This is a genomic window from Sphingobacterium sp. R2 (genome assembly GCF_040760075.1).
Classification (GTDB): domain Bacteria; phylum Bacteroidota; class Bacteroidia; order Sphingobacteriales; family Sphingobacteriaceae; genus Sphingobacterium.
Genome location: NZ_CP142884.1, coordinates 1,781,345 through 1,799,659 on the forward strand (window position 1 = coordinate 1,781,345; position 18,315 = coordinate 1,799,659).

Annotated in this window: 15 protein-coding genes; 2 read left to right on the plus strand and 13 right to left on the minus strand. The window is 39.3% G+C overall.

Annotation, left to right across the window (positions count from 1 at the left end; genetic code table 11):
* Window position 1: 1 nt before the first annotated feature.
* Window positions 2-1,504, plus strand: a complete 1,503-nt coding sequence (locus tag VXM68_RS07380) for a lipopolysaccharide biosynthesis protein (RefSeq protein ID WP_367210915.1) — start codon at window positions 2-4, stop codon at window positions 1,502-1,504.
* Window positions 1,505-1,564: 60 nt separating this feature from the next.
* Here VXM68_RS07380 and dusB read toward each other — a convergent pair whose 3' ends face one another.
* From dusB to trmD, 13 genes are all read right to left on the minus strand, one after another.
* Window positions 1,565-2,560, minus strand: coding sequence for a tRNA dihydrouridine synthase DusB (gene dusB, locus VXM68_RS07385; protein WP_293953085.1), 996 nt, complete (start codon window positions 2,558-2,560; stop codon window positions 1,565-1,567).
* Window positions 2,561-2,626: 66 nt separating this feature from the next.
* A complete protein-coding gene (locus VXM68_RS07390) occupies window positions 2,627-5,068 on the minus strand; it encodes an outer membrane beta-barrel protein (RefSeq protein WP_367210916.1) in 2,442 nt (813 codons plus the stop codon).
* Window positions 5,069-5,107: 39 nt separating this feature from the next.
* On the minus strand, window positions 5,108-6,229 hold the full coding sequence (locus VXM68_RS07395; protein ID WP_367210918.1) for a PepSY-associated TM helix domain-containing protein: 1,122 nt from the start codon (window positions 6,227-6,229) through the stop codon (window positions 5,108-5,110).
* A 67-nt stretch (window positions 6,230-6,296) separates the two neighbouring features.
* On the minus strand, window positions 6,297-7,553 hold the full coding sequence (locus tag VXM68_RS07400; protein WP_367210919.1) for a DUF4374 domain-containing protein: 1,257 nt from the start codon (window positions 7,551-7,553) through the stop codon (window positions 6,297-6,299).
* A 25-nt stretch (window positions 7,554-7,578) separates the two neighbouring features.
* A complete protein-coding gene (locus VXM68_RS07405) occupies window positions 7,579-9,969 on the minus strand; it encodes a TonB-dependent receptor (protein WP_367210920.1) in 2,391 nt (796 codons plus the stop codon).
* Window positions 9,970-10,082: 113 nt separating this feature from the next.
* Window positions 10,083-11,171, minus strand: a complete 1,089-nt coding sequence (locus VXM68_RS07410) for a DUF4374 domain-containing protein (RefSeq protein WP_367210921.1) — start codon at window positions 11,169-11,171, stop codon at window positions 10,083-10,085.
* A 145-nt stretch (window positions 11,172-11,316) separates the two neighbouring features.
* Window positions 11,317-11,955, minus strand: a complete 639-nt coding sequence (locus VXM68_RS07415; protein WP_367210922.1) for a hypothetical protein — start codon at window positions 11,953-11,955, stop codon at window positions 11,317-11,319.
* Between the two features lie 49 nt (window positions 11,956-12,004).
* A complete protein-coding gene (locus VXM68_RS07420; RefSeq protein ID WP_294187165.1) occupies window positions 12,005-12,550 on the minus strand; it encodes an RNA polymerase sigma-70 factor in 546 nt (181 codons plus the stop codon).
* A gap of 34 nt (window positions 12,551-12,584) precedes the next feature.
* Window positions 12,585-13,367, minus strand: coding sequence for an indole-3-glycerol phosphate synthase TrpC (gene trpC, locus VXM68_RS07425; protein WP_294187167.1), 783 nt, complete (start codon window positions 13,365-13,367; stop codon window positions 12,585-12,587).
* Window positions 13,368-13,378: 11 nt separating this feature from the next.
* Complete coding sequence (locus VXM68_RS07430; protein ID WP_294187169.1) at window positions 13,379-13,954, minus strand: aminodeoxychorismate/anthranilate synthase component II; 576 nt, start codon at window positions 13,952-13,954, stop codon at window positions 13,379-13,381.
* The gene (locus VXM68_RS07435) at window positions 13,941-14,234 is read right to left on the minus strand and encodes an isochorismate pyruvate-lyase (protein WP_294187171.1); all 294 of its coding nucleotides are present in this window, start codon (window positions 14,232-14,234) and stop codon (window positions 13,941-13,943) included. The genes VXM68_RS07430 and VXM68_RS07435 overlap by 14 nt, the downstream gene beginning before the upstream one ends.
* Window positions 14,231-15,634, minus strand: coding sequence for an anthranilate synthase component I family protein (locus tag VXM68_RS07440; RefSeq protein ID WP_294187173.1), 1,404 nt, complete (start codon window positions 15,632-15,634; stop codon window positions 14,231-14,233). Before VXM68_RS07440 ends, VXM68_RS07435 begins: the two co-directional genes overlap by 4 nt.
* Before the next feature lie 259 nt (window positions 15,635-15,893).
* Window positions 15,894-16,571: a tRNA (guanosine(37)-N1)-methyltransferase TrmD gene (gene trmD, locus VXM68_RS07445; RefSeq protein WP_294187175.1), complete on the minus strand. Its 678-nt coding sequence runs from the start codon at window positions 16,569-16,571 to the stop codon at window positions 15,894-15,896.
* A gap of 84 nt (window positions 16,572-16,655) precedes the next feature.
* Here trmD and VXM68_RS07450 point away from each other — a divergent pair, with 84 nt between their 5' ends.
* Window positions 16,656-18,287 carry an ABC-F family ATP-binding cassette domain-containing protein gene (locus VXM68_RS07450; protein WP_294187177.1) on the plus strand — a complete coding sequence of 544 codons (1,632 nt, stop codon included), beginning with the start codon at window positions 16,656-16,658 and terminating at the stop codon, window positions 18,285-18,287.
* The last annotated feature ends 28 nt before the right edge of the window (window positions 18,288-18,315 follow it).

Consider the following 18,315-nt stretch of genomic DNA (forward strand, 5'->3'; position numbering starts at 1 on the left):
AGTGTCTACAATCAAAAAATTTCTCAGCGATACCTTCATCTATGGTATAACGACTATCGTTTCAAGAATGATAGGATTTTTGATGACGCCGCTTTATCTGCGAAAATTTAAAGATGCCGCAGTCTACGGCATCTATTCTAACTTTTATGCCTGGATGTCTATGTTGAATGCTGTACTGGCATTTGGTATGGAAACGACATATTTTCGCTATTTGCAAAAAGTCGAAACGCAAGATAGATCTAAAGTTTATAATAATAGTTTCTTTATTACTTTAGTCACTTCGCTTATTCTATTGTTATCTGTCTTTGTATTTACTCGGCCCATTGCAGCGTGGTTTGCAGATGGCGGTGATGTTGATCTTTATGAGCGATATATTAAATATTTCGCTTTTATTCTTGTTGCTGATGCGCTTGCTGTCATACCATTTACAAAACTTCGCGCTGAGGGAAGGCCCTATAAATATAGCGCCCTAAAATTTGTTAATATTGGAGTTACGGTAATTTCAAACCTGTTCTTCATTTATTTCTTGCCTGATTGGATTCACCAGTATAGCTTTTGGGCTGATTTTGCCGGAACATGGTATAAAGAAGGTTGGATTGGCTATGTCTTTATTTCCAATCTTTTCGCGAGCGTTGTTACATTAATCCTACTTCTGCCTGAATTGCTAACTTTCCGATTTAATCTAGATCGAAAATTACTGAATGAAATGTTAATGTATAGCTTCCCAATTTTAGTGGCTAATATTTCGTTTATTATTAATGAGAATCTAGACAAGATGTTCTTTCTAAAATTGTTGCCTGGAAAGACTGGGAAAGACGAATTAGGAATCTATGGTGCGGTTGCTAAATTGGCCGTGTTTCTAAGCTTATTTGTTACGGCTTTTAGGCTAGGGGCAGAACCATTTTTCTTTTCGTATTCGAAAAATCAGAATGCATCGAAAACCTATGCACTCATCATGGAGTATTTTGTTATTTTGATGGTCATTGCAATGGTTGGACTAACAGTCAATCTCGATTGGCTTAAGTACTTCATTAAAGGAAATGAATCGGAGGTTGCTGTCTACTGGACCGGACTTAAAATTGTTCCAATTTTACTGTTTAACTATGTCCTGCTAGGGATATATATGAACCTATCGATTTGGTACAAGTTGACAGACCAGACACGATATGCACTTTATATTTCAGGAATAGGAGCTTTATTAACGATTATGCTAAATGTTTGGCTAATTCCGGTGTATTCCTATGTTGGGGCTGTTTTATCTACGACAGTGGTGTACTTGGTGATGATTGGATTTTCACTGTACTGGGGTCAAATGTATTATCCTATACCTTATAAATTGATAAAAATTGCCATTTATCTTGGGGTAGGGCTTCTGATTTCCTGCATGAGCTTTCAAGTTTTTCATAATAACATTTGGATAGGCAATGGGATGTTATTGTTATTATTAGGCGTCACTTTTATGCTTGAAAAGAATCGGTTGATGGAGTTGTTAAGACGAAAATAGTCTTATTTATACATCTTACAAACAAGGCAATAGTTTTATCATTATTGCCTTGCTTCTTTTTTAGACTCCTTCGGGAATGAAGGAATTTTCAATCTCATGCAGTACCTCTAAAATTTCAGCCTGGCGCTGCAAACTGACCAATTTCATTCGATACTCTTTAAAATTAGGAATTCCTTTGAAGTAATTCGCATAATGTCTACGCATTTCAAAAATACCTAATTTGTCACCTTTCCATTCGATGGATTTGTTCAAATGGGTTCTGCAAACTTCGACGCGTTCGGCAATGGTAGGTCCTTCAAGACGTTCCCCAGTATTGAAAAAATGTTTGATTTCTCTGAAGATCCAAGGGTATCCGATTGCTGCACGGCCAATCATGATGCCATCCACTTCAAACTCCTGGCGCCAAGCTGCTGCTTTTTCGACAGAATCGACATCGCCATTACCGAAAATTGGGATCTTGATCCGCGGATTGCGTTTGATATCGCGAATCATGGACCAGTCTGCTTGTCCTTTATACAATTGTGCACGCGTACGTCCATGAATAGCAAGTGCTTTGATGCCGACATCTTGTAATCTTTCAGCAACCTCATACACATTTTTTGTATTGTCATCCCATCCAAGGCGTGTTTTCACAGTTACGGGTAAATCAGTAGCTTCAACAACAGCTTTGGTCATGGCAACCATTTTATCAATATCCTGTAAAAGGGATGAGCCAGCACCTTTGCAGACCACTTTTTTTACAGGACAACCATAATTGATGTCAATTAAATTAGGTCCTGCTTTTGCGCAGATTTCAGCCGATTGACGCATGCTTTCGATATCACCGCCGAAGATCTGGATACCAATAGGTCGTTCATATTCAAAAATATCTAGCTTTTGAACAGATTTGGCAGCATCACGAATTAGCCCTTCGGATGAAATAAATTCAGTATACATTAAATCAACCCCATTTTGTTTGCACACGTAACGAAACGGGGGATCACTTACATCCTCCATAGGAGCTAATAGCAACGGGAATTCACCCAAATCAATATTTTCACCAATCTTGACCGACATCTTCGATAATTTTTTACAAAGGTACAAAATTTGGTGTTAGTATAAAGTTAGCGAACTGTCAGGAGTTTAGAGTCGACTTTTGATTTCTTCGGAGCTTGTTGAACGTTGACTGTTCAAGATTCCAGCTCCTCCAAAGCGATAATTGAAAGATAGGATGGCTGTCCTGCTGTCGGGATTTGATCTCCCATTAAGCCGAATTGTTGAAGAAACCGTTTCGTATCGGCGACTGTTAGTCCTAAAAATATCATTTACCACCAGTTTAACAGAAGCTTTTTTATTGAGAATTTTCTTTTGAATTCCGCTGTACAACTGGCCATAGCTCTTGATCTGGCTTAACCCTGTCGTCAATCCGGAGGTATAGCTTCCGCCCACTTCTATGGACCAGTCGTTCGGTAGTTTGATTGTGTTCTGGCTATTCAGGGTCAGCGTATTGCCTTTGCGGCTAATCAGTATGCCGTCCTGCGGAATTTCATATTCATTACGATAGTAGTTTGTGAAGTGCGTGGCTGACCACCAACTTGTCAATTGAGTCGGAGCGATAAAAGAAATTCCAAAGTTTTTGAATGAGCCGATATTCTCTGGCCGTTCGTAAGTTATATACGGATTGGATAAATCCCTTCCTAGAATGTCGTTGACAACGTCTGTTCGTGAAGCATAATTCAGTGTGAAAATATATTTATTGGAAAAAGTATAGCCCAGCTCAAATGCATGTTCATATGCCGGGTTCAGACTGGCATTGCCCTCCGTATAGGAAAACGGATCGGTGTATACACGAAATGGATTGAGGTCCCAAAAAGAGGGTCTCTGAACACGATAACTATAACTTGTCTGTAATTTGTTTTTTTCATCGACTGCGTAAGTTAGAAATGCTGATGGAAATAGCTTGAAATAGGATTTTTCAACGTGTTCATTTAGCGTGATTTGATGGCCTGATGTATGTGTATGTTCTCCTCGCAAACCAACCTGAACCGAAATTTTTTTCCAACTTTTGGAAAGATTAATATAGCCTGCCTGTATGGTCTCTTTGTAAATGTAATGATTGCTCGTTGTCAGGTCAGCGACATATTGGTCATTTTGTAAGGTATCGTAATGCAGGTCATTTTCTGTGCGGACATGACTGGCTTTCCAGCCTGCCTCCAGTCGATAGGCATGGGCCAGCGGGTGTATATAATCTAGTTTGGCAACATATACTTTATTGTCTGAGGGGATGTCGCCTCGACGTGACGAAGGCCGGTCGAGCGGAGTGCCATCTGCTTTTAAATAATTTGTGTTCAGTTGTTGATCCATTTTGGAATAATGATCTATAAGATCAAGATCGATTTTTAATTCGTGCCCTGTCTCATTAAACTTAATGCCGTAGTTGAAATTATAAAGCATATCCCGCCAACGTTCTTTCCCTTCCGTTATCGTAGATGAAGACCATATTAATCGATTATTGTCAACGGTACTGAAGTTATTTGTCGTGGGTTCATACTTCGGGTATTTGCCGAATCCGCCATTAATAAGCACTCCAAGTGTTTGTCTAGAATCTATGTTGTAATCTATACCAGCTCTAAAGTTATTAGATCGAAGTTTGGGCTGTATCTTATTTTCCTGTTGTGTATACGATTCGGGGCGGGTGCCTTGATCCGTATAGAAGTAGCGTGTGAGGGAATTAAAGTATTCAAGGTTTTGATGATACTGATTATAGATTCCAAATACATTTAGTTTTTCAGTGCGGTAATTAAGATTAATACCTCCGCCAAAATGCGGCCCTCGGCCTGCACCGCCATTGAGGGAAATAGAACCATTCCATCCTTCTCTTATTCCTTTTTTCAAGATAATGTTGATGATTCCGGCCGACCCGGCCGCATCTTCTTTGGCACTAGGATTGGTCATGACTTCAATTTTGCTGATATCAACGGAAGATGTGCTACGCAATAGATTGGCCAATTGGTCACCAGAAAGATAAGTCAGTTTTCCATTGATCATTACCGTTGCGCCTGATTTCCCTTTAATGAATAATGTTCCGTTGTCATCTGCAACTACACCCGGTAGCTTGTTGAGCAGTTCAAGTCCGTTATTTCCCTCCGCAAGCATGGAGTTTTCAATATTAAATACTAGTTTATCCCGTTGCTGTTCAATAAATTGCTTTTTGCGTACCACAAGTACCTCGGCTAAGTACTCGTTATTTGTTAGCAGTACAATCTGACCAAGGTCGTATCCTCCGAGTTGTTCGTCCAAACTGAAATGTGGACTAAAGGTCTCTTTGTGCGTGATGCTTTTTACTTTTATATAATAACGGCCGGCCTTTGTGTCACGGAAAATAAAATGTCCGGTACTATCTGCGACAATAGTTTTTGTTAATGTGCTGTCTTTCGCTTGATGGAGGCTGATATTCACATACGGAATTGCCTGCTTATCTTCACCGATAATTTGACCTTTGATGTGGCTGTTTTTTTGGGCAAAGCTACTGTATACTGTACAAATTAATAGTAGACTAAAGATATGACGATTGAAGTAGAGCATAATGGTATAGTTACGGTATTGCTAAAATTTAAGGTGTTGCTAATGGAGTGCGTTTCGTTTTTTTATCGTTTTTCTTTTCTTTCCCCACCAGATGTAAAATCCTGTGATAGGTAAAGTTGCGCATACAAGTGAGGCAACAAAGTAGATGATTTTGGTTGTCATTCCACCAATAAAACCCGTATGAAGCGCATAGTTGGATCGCATCAACCATTCTGCTGCATTGGCTTCATCAATGGGGCCTTGTTTCCGGCCTGTAAGTTCAAGTGTATTTCGATCGAAATTGAGATCTCGCCAGGTGCCGCCTTCCATATCTGTACATGCTGATACCGTTTTTTCGTCAGGTTCAGGATAATGCACAATAACTGCCTCTTTGTTATACTTTGCATACTCATGGCGTACCTTATACCAAATTTGGTCTGCGACAGCTAGCGCGTCATTTAGTGGCTGATCCGGAAGTTCAGGTTTATTATTCTTTTCCGTTTTTGGTTTGTTGGGATAGCCTCCCGCCATCCAAACGACAGAACTTCGAATCCATGGAAAACTCATAATGAGCCCCGTAAAGCACATGACAAATGCGATTGTTAGTGAATAGAAACCCAATACGTTGTGAAGGTCATAATTGATACGTTTGAATTTTGCTTTCCATTTGATGGTAAAGCTCTGTTCTCTCGATCTGCGGTTCCATTTCTTTGGCCACCATAATACTAGGCCGGTGAGCAGTAGTATGAAAAAGATTAGAGTGCTCCAGCCAACGACTTGCCTGCCTATTTTTTGTGGCATCCAAAGATGACGATGCCCTTCATCCATGAAATGGAAAAAATCCTCATGGTTGACGATCGCAAGTACTTCGGCTGTGTAAGGGTTTACATAGACAAGACTGTCAGAATGATCTAGGGTGACTTTAACTGATTTATCAAGTCCATAATACCAGGCACTCGCAATTTCATACTCAGGAAGAGTCGCTTTAACAGATGTATATATCGCAGATGGAGGGAGCTGTTCTTCTGATTTCTGCGCTGCGACCTGTATATAGTTTGTAGTCAATTCTTTGATGTCATGTTCAAACACAAGTACGCAGCCTGTAATGCCTAAAATGATAACTGGAATACCCGCAGCGATTCCTAACCAAAGGTGTAGCCAGGCATTAATTTTACTAAGCATAATGAGAAACGGTTTTTTATCATCCGATCTGTACATGTTGTTTGGCAGATCGGATGATTGATGATGATTAATAGCTGATTTTGCTCATTGATGATACTTGGGATATACCAGTAAACTTCAATCCTCTTTTTGCTGTAGCGTTGTTGATATCGATGATGTAGGTATAATATTGTTTGTCGTCTTTATCCTGACAGGTATAGTAAGCCTGAGCGCCACCTTTGTCAACATACACGACATCTTTGTATCCCTGTTGTTCATGTGCAGGAATCTCTAAGAGTTCTGTCATTTTTTTTGTTTGTATATCAACGATATACAATTTGACAAGACCACCGCCGATACCTTCAGCTTGTTCGCCTTTATTATAGATCGTCATTAAAAATTTATTGTCTTTAAGATAACTACCCCTTCCTATTTTGCCCTTTCCAAGAGATTCGATATCGAAATAATAGTCTTTATCAAATTCATCTGTCCCCTTTTTGATTCTCAGGAATCCAGATTTGTTTTTTGTGGGCAATGATGCTTCATTTGCCGAGAACCAAACATATGCATCACCTTGATCGTCTACTGCTAAACCTTGTTGAGCAAACCAGTTCCCTATATGGGAACCTCGTCCATCACGGATTGTTTTTTCAAATTTAAGTTCAGGGTAAGAGAAGATACCGATATAGGTCGTATCTGTCGTCGTAAAATCTCCACCCCAGTTATCTGAACCATCTCCGGATTGGAAAGGAATATAGATTTTATTACCTACCTGGAATACACCGGTCCATATTGCCATACGTTTATCCCCTAATACTTTTGAAAGGTCGACCGTATTTTTGTTGGCGATGGAGAAATTTTGCGCATCATAATTTCGTAGTGTGGCGACAGGATTTGCCATGCTTCTGTTGGTTGTCCCTAAAATCACATTTTTCTCGCCATAATTACCAAAGATACCTGCGGTTTCGGCGTTTACCTGATCATCTGTAAGTCTTTGCAGATCGCCTTTGGTATCGATAGTATAAGGAGTGATAGGGCCTTGTCCACCGTATGTCAGGCCAAAAACATGATTGTTTTGATTGATAAAAGAGAATTCTGTTGCAGGCATACCGTTACCAACAATACTTAAATTACCTTGACTAACATCGTCCGTAGTAACAATATAAGTACCTGATGAGCCCGACTCCGAACTCCCTTGACCAGTTACGATAAAGACAAATTTTTCCTTTTTTTTCGAGTTTCCCTGATCTTCTCCTCCTTCGACAGGTTTGTCCTTGGAGCATGCGGTAATTGCTAATACGCTACAGGCTACAGTAAGCAATCTGAAGTAATTTGACTTTTTCATTTTGAGTTATTTAATAAATTGTTTGTTATTTTTTACGTATAAAGTATCTGAATTTGACATTGAAGGATCGACTCGGTTTCTGCATCTCAAAGTTGTCGTATCGTGTTGCGTCGGTTAGGTTATTACATTCCAATGCCACATTGTATTTCCCCGAAGCCATCGCATAGACAATGTTGACATCGTGGGATAGCTGTTCAGGGATAATGAAACGCTGTGCTGGTGTGCCCAAACTTGGAAAATCCAAAAAGAAAGCATGGATATATTGGAGATTGTAACCGATCGTCAATGTATTGTGTTTACCTCCGAAGTGATGCAAATAATAGGCGGCATCCGCATTCCCATATAAATACGGGATATTGGGCATGCGATCCTTATAAACACTGCTTTCTACGACTTGGCCGGGCTCAACCTTTGTATTATTGATTATGTTTTGGTAGGTTAGATTCCCACCGATAGAGAACCTATTTTTATAGAAATATTTTACATTAATATCGACCCCGTTATTGAGTACACTCCTTAAATTGAGGTATTTACTTTCTCTCTTATTGCTTGAGTTTAGCGGACTGATGTAAAGTCTTATAAAATCAGTTGCATTTCTATAGGTATAGTTAGCATCTATAATGATATGGTTATTCTCATTCCATTTTTTTGTGTAGGAGAGGCCGATATTGATGTTGTGGCTGTCCTCTGGTTTAAGCGTTGGGTTTGCGCTGAGATCCTGCGCGTCGCCAAATAATTCGTTGTTTTCAGGTAATCTGGAAGCTTTCTCATAGGAAGCTTTCAATTGTAGGGTTGGATTGACAAAGTAAGAAGCCGCAAATCCATAACCTAATTTATTGACCGTCGTTTCTACATTTTTGTAGCTTTCATTTTTCTTGACTTCTTCAAAGTACTTCCCTTTTTGGTTGTAATTTTTTACAAATATATTTACGTCCCATTGATCGGCTATGTTGGTACGATAACCTAATGCAGTACTGTTTTTAATTGTTTTCCGTGGTAACTTGTTGATTTCGAGATCAGGGTAATATTTATCTTTCCCTTTGCGGTCAAATGTTGTCAATAGGTGATTGACCATAAGATGGTTTTTTTCATTGATCGCATAGGAGAGATTGGCAATGAAGTTGCCATTGTTATTGTTGAAACGATAATCGCGTAGTTCGTTTTCACCGCCGGGAGCATTCGGGTTATTCTTGTCTTTGGGTTCACTCTCTCCGGACCAGGTGAATCTTCTATTCACTGTATCCAGACTGCGTTCTTTGCCGAAGTTGTATCGACCAAATATGTTGACATCTAGCCCCTTTACAAATAGATCTTTTTTGACGTATTTTACATTGGGTTGGATGATATTGCCCAAAGCTTCTCTGCCGCCATAAACATCGTCCATGTGGTTTCCGGTCTGGATTTCTTTTTTGTTTTCTCCTAGTGTTATTCCAAAGAGAAGCTGATCTGCATAGTTCTTGTTGGAGACCCCGATATTGTACACAAGGGTTTCATTTCGGTAGGTGTCATGAAAGCGCCTTCTTCTTCCCTTAGTATATTTTCCGGTTTCGAAATCAGCCGTCCGCACATTCACCCAGTAATTGTTGTCCGAATAATTTTGGAAGGCTGACAAGGTCATCGTTAATCCATTATTCGATATATATCCTGCGTTTACCGCAGTTTTATGTGTATTGAAGGAACCATAAGAATAAGAAACATCAAGGTATTTGCCAGGGTCATTTTTGGTGACAATATTCACAGCACCACCTAAAGCATCGCCACCTAGCCATACTGGAACAACACCTTTATACACTTCCACGCGTTCGGCAAAATTGATGGGGATATTATTCAATTGAAATGATGAACCAAAATTGTCCATTGGAATACCATCCAAAAATAACTTGACCTGATTACCGGAAAATCCATTGATACTAAACGATATATTAGATCCGACGCCTCCGGATTCTCTCAAACGTACGCCCGAGACTCTATTCAGTGCCTGACCGATATCTAAAGTCGTATTGTACAGTTTTTTTGCATCTATTGCGGAGACGTTGTAAGGTTGTCGTGTTACTTCATTTGCAGTAGATCGACCTATCACTTCAACCTCCGCCATGATTTTTTGATCTGGGATCATCTGTATTTCAAATAGATCAATAACACCTTTATTACAGGTTATTGGCCGATTGATGATCTGATATCCGACCGCGGAAATCGTAACCTGATGATTACCGAAAGAAATTCCGCTTATTTTGAAAAAACCATTTCTGTCTGCTTTGGCTCCTTTCTTTGTACTAGATAGCAGAATGGTGGCCCCAGGAATAGGCTCGTTCGATGTATTGGTAACACGGCCTTTTACTTCGGCTAATTGTTGGGCATGTGAAGGAAAGGATATGATTAGTAAAAACAATAACCATACTATTTTAAATTTTGACATTACTTTATTTAGATTAATTACACATAGAGAAGTTGCGTAACTCTAAATCTACCGAAGGTCAAAAAAGTAAATAAAAATGATTATTTTTTAATGTATTGAATATCAGTTGTAAATTAATGTAATCGGTCTATTCGGACAATAAAATCAGTCGCTTGATCTAGGGTAAGACCAACTTGAATGTTTTTTGATTTGATATCATAGACCCAAACCTGGTGCTGATCCTTTACATCATCAATCGCGATATAGGCTTTCCCATTTTCAACGAGAACGGATTCTTTGCGTGTCCCTTTGTCAAAGGGTAGATTTAATTTTTTGGTCGTTCGGCTGATAAGATCGACCACATAGTACTCAAATTGATAGGTGGAATGATGATCACTAAAGTCGGTGTAGCGATCACTACGTTCACTACGGATGATAGCCTGACTGTTACCCAAATACCACATTCCATACGCATGATTGCGCGTGTTGGCTGTTAAATTGAAAAAATAAGTAGGGTTGATGTGCGTGGAATTGCTGTCTATTCTAAAAATTCCAGTAGGTTTTGATGGGCTGTTGCCGAGTGCTATACCAGGGCAGGACATAAAATAGAAATTGCCATTTTCGTCATGAAAGCTGTAAGATTGAACAGTATTTACTCCTCCGGGGTAAGTCGATCGTGTATCTTTTTGTATATTTTCCAACGTCAAAGTCGTCTGATCCAATGCAGCGACATAGAGTGTGTCTATTGTGGTAAAATCAGTTTCGTTTATTACCTTGTTAAAGGTATAACCGACCAGCAACTGGTGTTGATGGATTGTGCTAAAGCCGACGGAAAGAATATTAAAATCCGCTGCTGCCGTGGGTAGTTTTATCTCTCGTTGTTGTTGAATTTTGAAATCATGGACTGCAATTTTATAGGCCCAAAGCCGACGGTTAGTTTTGTTGTCTGAAGTAAATAGGAGCAATGTGTCTCGATCAAGCCAGTTTATATTTTCAATATGCTGATCTTGCATAGCCAATTGTGCAATTTCCTTTAAACCATTTGATCCTAGTGAATATTTTCTGAACTTTCCCGCTCTTAAAAAATAAAAATGCCTGTCCTTAACGATGATGCTTCGATCGAATTGTTGTGTTGGAATGTCGATGCCATTTTTTGAAATGGTTAGATTTCCACTATCGATTGTATTTGAGGTGATGATCGTGTTTCCGAGATCTTTATTCATCGTATAGAGACTAAACTTCCCGTCGATATTTTTGCCCCCATCTTCCGTTCTACAGCTTATTACTAAGTGGAGTAAAAACAAGGATAAGAATAGTGTTAAGCGGTAGGATAGCATGAGTGTATGGACTAATTGAAGTTCTTCTTATTTAGATGATATTAAATTGGACTTTCAGTTCGTGTTGGATGGTAGGGGCTAAAAAAGTAAGTTCCGATTTGGAAATTATTACCTGCTTGCCATTTTTTTTCGGTTGTAATACAAAATAGGTTTCCCCATGTTTGAGTTCCTTCTTTTTATCGGTTCCAGAAACGCTAAAGGCAAAATCTTTTTTGGGAATGAACATCATATTGCCCGAGGTTTTGAATTCACCGGTATCCGTATTGATCTCAGCCCGTGCGTTTTTACCCAGGATGATATTATAACCATTCTGGTTAATATACTTTAGTCCAGCACTCGTTCTGTTATCAAAGATGGTGGCAGTATTTTCGGCATCCTTACTGAATTGATAAAAACCAAAACAGATTAAAAATACCATACTGGCTGCTATTCCAATATATTTAAAGTTATATTTTTTAGAAGGAACTATTTTCGTGACTTCGGACTGATCAACATGGCTGCTCAGCACCGCCCAGATATCCGTTTCTAATTTTGCTCTTTTAGTGGTGGAAATAGACAAGTGCTCCGACTCGAGGCTATCATCCAACAACCATTCTTCCACAAGATTTTTTTCTGCGGGAGAACATTTGCCTAAATGATATTTCTCGATGAGTTTATGGTCTATTTTCATATAATATACTTCCTGACAAAAGTACAGGATTTCTTTTGTATAGCTAAATTTAGGATATATATTCTGTTAGTTCTGTTTTTAATGTTTTTAGTGCTCGTGAAATATGGTATTCTACCGCTCTTTCTGAAATGTAGAGTTTATGTGCAATTTGCTTGTTGGTGAGTCCCTGTTCTCTGCTCATGCGAAAGACGTTCTTACATTGTTTGGGTAGACTATCGATCAGCATTGATATTTTCTCGGCAAGTTCGTCGGCGATCAGTGAATTATCTACGTAATGCTCTTCTCGCGTATTTGAAATGTTGTCAAGATGTTGCTGGCGGGATACTTTATTGCGAATATATTCAAATGTTTTGAGCTTTACCGATCTGATCAGATACCGTTCAACCTCGATGAGACGAAGCTCATCACGCCGTTCCCAGAGCGATTTGAAAACATCCTGTACAATTTCCTTGGAGTGTTCTTCATCTTTGATACTGCTCAGGCAAAAGGCAAACATACCTTCCCAGTATTGAAGATATATTTGCTCAAAACCTGCTTTATCTATAATAAAAAACTCTTTTTCCAAAATACCAGTGCGCTGCTTATTCTGACGCAAAGATAGGCTTATTTAGATTCGTTTTAAATAGAATTTAAATTTCTTTTACGAAATCTTTAATCGCTTGCCCTGGATCGGAGGTTTTCATGAAATTTTCACCAATTAAAAAACCTTGAAAACCAGCTGCTTTTAGCGCCTTAATAGTTTCAGGATCCGATATGCCACTTTCAGATACTTTAATGTATTCCGATGGAATCTGATTTAAAAGATCATAAGAATGTTGAAGATCCACTGAAAAGTCTTTTAGGTTTCGGTTATTGACGCCAATTGCATCAATTTCCTCGAACAGATTGTCTAATAGCTCCTGTTCATTGTGTACTTCTAGCAAGACATTTAAACCAATTTGTTTAGCATATGCCGCGAATTCTTTTACTTCTTCCTTTTTCAGGCATGCAGCGATTAAAAGGATGATGTCTGCACCATAGGCCTTAGCTTCAGTAATCTGATATTTATCCACGATAAATTCTTTTCTTAAGATAGGGATGCTGATTGCTTCACGGGCTTTCGATAGATCCGCTAAATTTCCTTTGAAAAACTCTCCGTCAGTAAGGACAGACACTGCTGATGCACCAGCCTCCTCGTATCCCTTAACAACATCTTCAACCGCAGCAGTATTGTTGATGTCTCCTTTTGATGGTGATGCTCTTTTATACTCGGCGATGATTCCTGTTTTTTCAGGATCAAGAATAGATTCTCTCAGTGAAAGACAAGCTACACTGAAATAGGGGTAGTTTAATAGCTGTTCCAACGGAACTAGTGCTTTTGCTTTTTCTACTTCTACTTTTTTTCGTTCAATGATTTTATCCAGTATAGTCATTTTTTTAGGTTTTAGATTCCCAACCAATTTTCAATTAATTTCTTACCATTTGTAGTCAGTACAGATTCTGGGTGGAATTGCATTCCTCTAACATCGTATTCAGTATGGGTTAAGGCCATAATAATCCCATTTTCATCAACTGCTGTTACCTTAAGGCTCGTCGGTAATGTGTCTTTACTTACGGCCCAGGAGTGGTAGCGTCCAATTTTCGAATCTTTTGGGAAGTCTTGAAAAAGCTTTTCCGATTCATCAATAACGGTGATATTTGTTGCCACACCATGTAATGGTTTCTCCATATTGAACAGTGTGCCTCCAAATACCTCCGCAATAGCCTGTTGGCCCAAACAAATACCCAATATACTTTTGTGCGGGGCGTAAGTGCGGATGACATCAAGCAGTAGGCCTGCTTCTTCCGGAATACCTGGACCGGGCGAAAGGAGTATCTTATCGAAAGCATCAATATCTTCCAGTTTAAACTTATCATTTCTCCATACAACATACTCCTGATCTAGCTCCTGTAATAAATGGACTAAGTTGTAAGTGAATGAATCGTAGTTATCTATAACGACTATTTTATTGTTGCTCATAACCTTTTGCTATAAAATCTTGATGAATGTAATGTTCAATTTCTTGGAATATGGATTGAATAAATTCAGTGGGCAAATTAAATTTTTTTGCTAATACCCCATAATGATTGTTTAAATTCCGAATTGGTGGCTGTTCTTCTGTTTGCTCATCGTCTAGCGATTTGCCTTTGTCAATATAGGATTTTCGTAGGGCCAGTAACTCCACAATACGGTTATCAATGGTATCTATTGACGTGCGGATATGATGTTTATCGACGCAGTATTCTAATGGTCTGATCATAATGTTTCTGCTAATTGTAATGCTTTTCGTAGCGCAGCAATTTTGTTATTTACTTCTTGTAGCTCCATTTCGGGATCTGAATCGAGAACAATACCACCGCCTGCTTGGTAATGTAAGGTGTTTTGTTTGCTTAGGAAGGAACGAATCATAATGGCGTGATTAAAGTCTCCGTTAAAACCCATAAATCCAATTGCACCGGAATAAAAAGAACGTTGCAATCCTTCATAGCGATCGATTAAGGTCAACGCCATATGTTTCGGTGCCCCCGACAATGTGCCAGCGGGGTATGTATCGCCTACAATGTCAAACGGATTGATGTTATCTTTTAATGTGCCCGTTACTTTGGATACCAGATGGATAATATGGGAGTAATATTGCGGTTCCATGTAGGACTCAACTTTAACTTGTGTACAATGTCTACTTAAGTCATTGCGGGCAAGATCGACAAGCATAACGTGTTCAGAAGTCTCCTTTGGATCATCTTTGAGTCTAGAGGCTATTTTCTGATCTTCCTCCATGTTGCCCGTACGTTTGAATGTTCCTGCGATGGGGAAGATGGTTGCCTGTTTTCCGTGAATGCGCAATTGCGCTTCCGGCGAGGATCCGAAAAGTTTAAAATCACCGTAATCGAAATAGAAAAGGTAAGGAGAGGGATTGATGGATCGCAATGCACGATAGACGTTGAACTCATCACCAGCGAACGGTGTTTTAAACCCTCTGGATGGAACAATCTGAAAAACATCTCCACGTTGGATATGTTCTTTCATTTTCTTGACCAACTGACGGTGTTCTTCATCGGTACGATTGGAGCTTTCTTCACCGGCAAGTTTGAAGGAATATTCGGGAAAGTTTTTGTTTTGAATAAGAAACTGCATTCTTTCCAGTTCTGATTCATCATCATCCAGCAGGTGTTCAAAGATGTAGAGTTGGTTTCGGAAGTGGTCAATAGCAATGACATATTTGTAGATATAATATTGCATAAATGGTATTTTCCGCGCCGGATCGGCTGAAGTAGTCAGTTTGATATCTTCAAAGTGTTCGATACAATCGAAGGTGAAATATCCAAATAAGCCATTAGAGATGAGGTTAAGTTCGGCGATTGTATGGTCTTCGAAGGAATTTCTAAAATCGGATACTTCCTGACGTAATTCGATTTCCTTCGCATTTTTTACGATACGCTTGCTGTTAGGATACGTAAGCGTTAGCTCTTTTTCATCGAGCTGGATCCCGGCAATTGGCTGACAACAGATGTAGCTAATGTTATTGTCGCGGCTATGATAGTCGGAGCTTTCCAATAGCAATGAGTTTGGAAAGATATCTCTTAGACGAAGATAGATGCTCACTGGCGTAGTTGTATCCGCAAGCAACTTTCTGCTTTGTGTTTTGAATGTATACTTCATTTTTTGTGTCTTATCTTCTTGTTGTAAATTTATGCATAAAAAAACCCCGATACTGGTTAGCATCGGGGTTGGAATTTCCATAAATGGTTTTGGTTGATTATGAAATATTATAACAATACCAATTGATTCCCGATGCTTATTGCTCCAGGCCACCACCAATTTGTATTTGTATATCTTCGTGTCATTATTACACAAATTTATAAAAAAAAATAAATAAGCAAACTTTTTGTGACAAAAAAACAAAAATTCCCCTTATTTCTTAATCATTTAATAAATCAGGACGTCTTTCTTGTGTCCTTTTTAACTGTTGTTCATCTTTCCAGGCCGCAATTTTTGCTTCGTGACCACTAAGTAGAATAGCTGGTACTTTATGGCCTTTCCACTCTGCAGGGCGTGTATAGATTGGTGCGTCGAGCAATCCATCCTGAAATGAATCGGAAAGAGCGGAAGTTTCGTCTGACAATACTCCAGGAATCAATCTGATAATAGCGTCTGTAACAATTGCGGCTGGAAGTTCTCCGCCAGATAGCACATAGTCACCGACTGAAATCTCTTTTGTTACATAAATATCACGGATACGTTGGTCAATGCCCTTATAATGTCCACAAAGGATCATCATATTTCCTTTTGTAGATAGTCCGTTCGCAATATCCTGATTGAATGTTTCACCGTCTGGAGTCATGTAGATGATCTCATCGTATACACGTTCGGATTGCAATCGCTCAATACACTTTGCAAAAGGCTCAATTTGGAGAACCATACCGGATCCGCCGCCGTAGGGATAATCATCGACACTTTTGTGTTTATTGGTTGAATAGTCTCTTAAGTTGTGAACATGTATTTCAGCCAAACCTTTGTTCTTTGCTCGTTGCAAAATGGAGTGTGCAAATGGACTTTCCAGTAGGTCTGGTAAGACCGTAATAATATCAAAACGCATGGCGCAAAGATACACAAAAATGCACCATTGTCTATTTATAAGATTGATTCGCTTATCTTTGTGCCAAAATTAAGTGTATATACAGTGATTGACGTAAATAATATTTCTGTTTCCTTTGGGGGAACAACTCTTTTTTCAGATGTATCTTTCTCCATCAATGAGAATGACAAAATCGCATTGATGGGAAAAAATGGTGCTGGTAAGTCCACCTTGTTGAAAATTATTGCTGGAGTGGGTAAACCTACGACAGGTAATGTTGCTGGCCCGAAAGATGCCATTATAGCCTATTTACCGCAACATTTGCTAACAGAGGATAATGTGACTGTTTTTGAGGAAACATCAAAGGCTTTCGAAGAAGTCTATGGTATGCGTGATGAGTTGGAAAACCTGAATGAGCAGTTGAATATTCGTACGGATTATGAATCTGATGATTATATGCAATTGATCGAACGTGTGTCGGAATTAAGCGAGAAGTTCTATTCGATTGAAGAAGTCAACTATGATGCGGAGGTTGAGAAGGTCTTGAAGGGTCTTGGTTTTGAGCGCACGGATTTTACTAGGCAGACCTCTGAATTTTCTGGCGGCTGGCGTATGCGCATCGAGTTGGCGAAGATATTACTGAAAAAGCCAGATTTGATTTTATTGGATGAGCCTACCAATCACATGGATATTGAGAGTATTCAATGGCTTGAGGATTTTTTGGTCAATTCGGCGAAAGCCGTTATTGTAATCTCGCACGATAGAGCATTTGTTGATAATATTACGAATCGAACCATTGAGGTGACGATGGGACGAATTTATGACTATCGTGCCAAGTACAGTCATTATCTGGAATTACGTCAGGAGCGTCGTCAGCATCAGCTAAAAGCGTATGAAGAACAGCAACGTTTTATTGCAGACAACCAGGAGTTTATAGACCGTTTTAGGGGTACGTATTCAAAGACTTTGCAAGTACAGTCGCGGGTGAAAATGCTGGAAAAATTGGAGATTATTGAGATCGATGAGGTGGATACCTCGGCGTTGCGTCTTAAATTTCCGCCATCTCCACGCTCAGGCCAATATCCGGTTATTGTGGAAGATCTGACGAAAGCTTATGGCGATCATGTCGTCTTTCAAAAAGCAAATATGGTCATCGAACGTGGTGAAAAGGTCGCTTTTGTCGGAAAGAACGGTGAAGGTAAATCGACCATGATCAAAGCAATTATGGGGGAAATAGATTTCGAAGGTACGTTAAAAGTTGGGCACAATGCAAAAATTGGCTATTTCGCACAGAATCAGGCAGCCTTACTTGATGGTGAAATGACTGTTTTTGATACCATTGATCAAATTGCTGTGGGTGAAGTGCGTGTTAAAATGAAAGATCTTTTAGGAGCCTTCATGTTTAGCGGCGATGATACAACTAAAAAGGTGAAAGTATTATCTGGAGGGGAGAGAACGCGTCTGGCGATGATAAAATTATTGTTGGAACCGGTCAATGTCTTGATTCTCGATGAGCCGACCAACCATTTAGATATGAAGACCAAGGACATTATCAAAGATGCTTTAAAAGATTTTGATGGTACTTTGATCCTTGTTTCGCACGACCGTGACTTTTTGGATGGCTTAGCCGAGAAAGTTTTTGAATTTGGAAACAAGCGTGTGCGTGAGCATTTCGAGGATATCAAAGGTTTCTTGGAATACAAGAAAATGAGCAGCTTAAAAGATATCGAACGTTAGCCTCTAGATAAACGGCATATAAAATCGA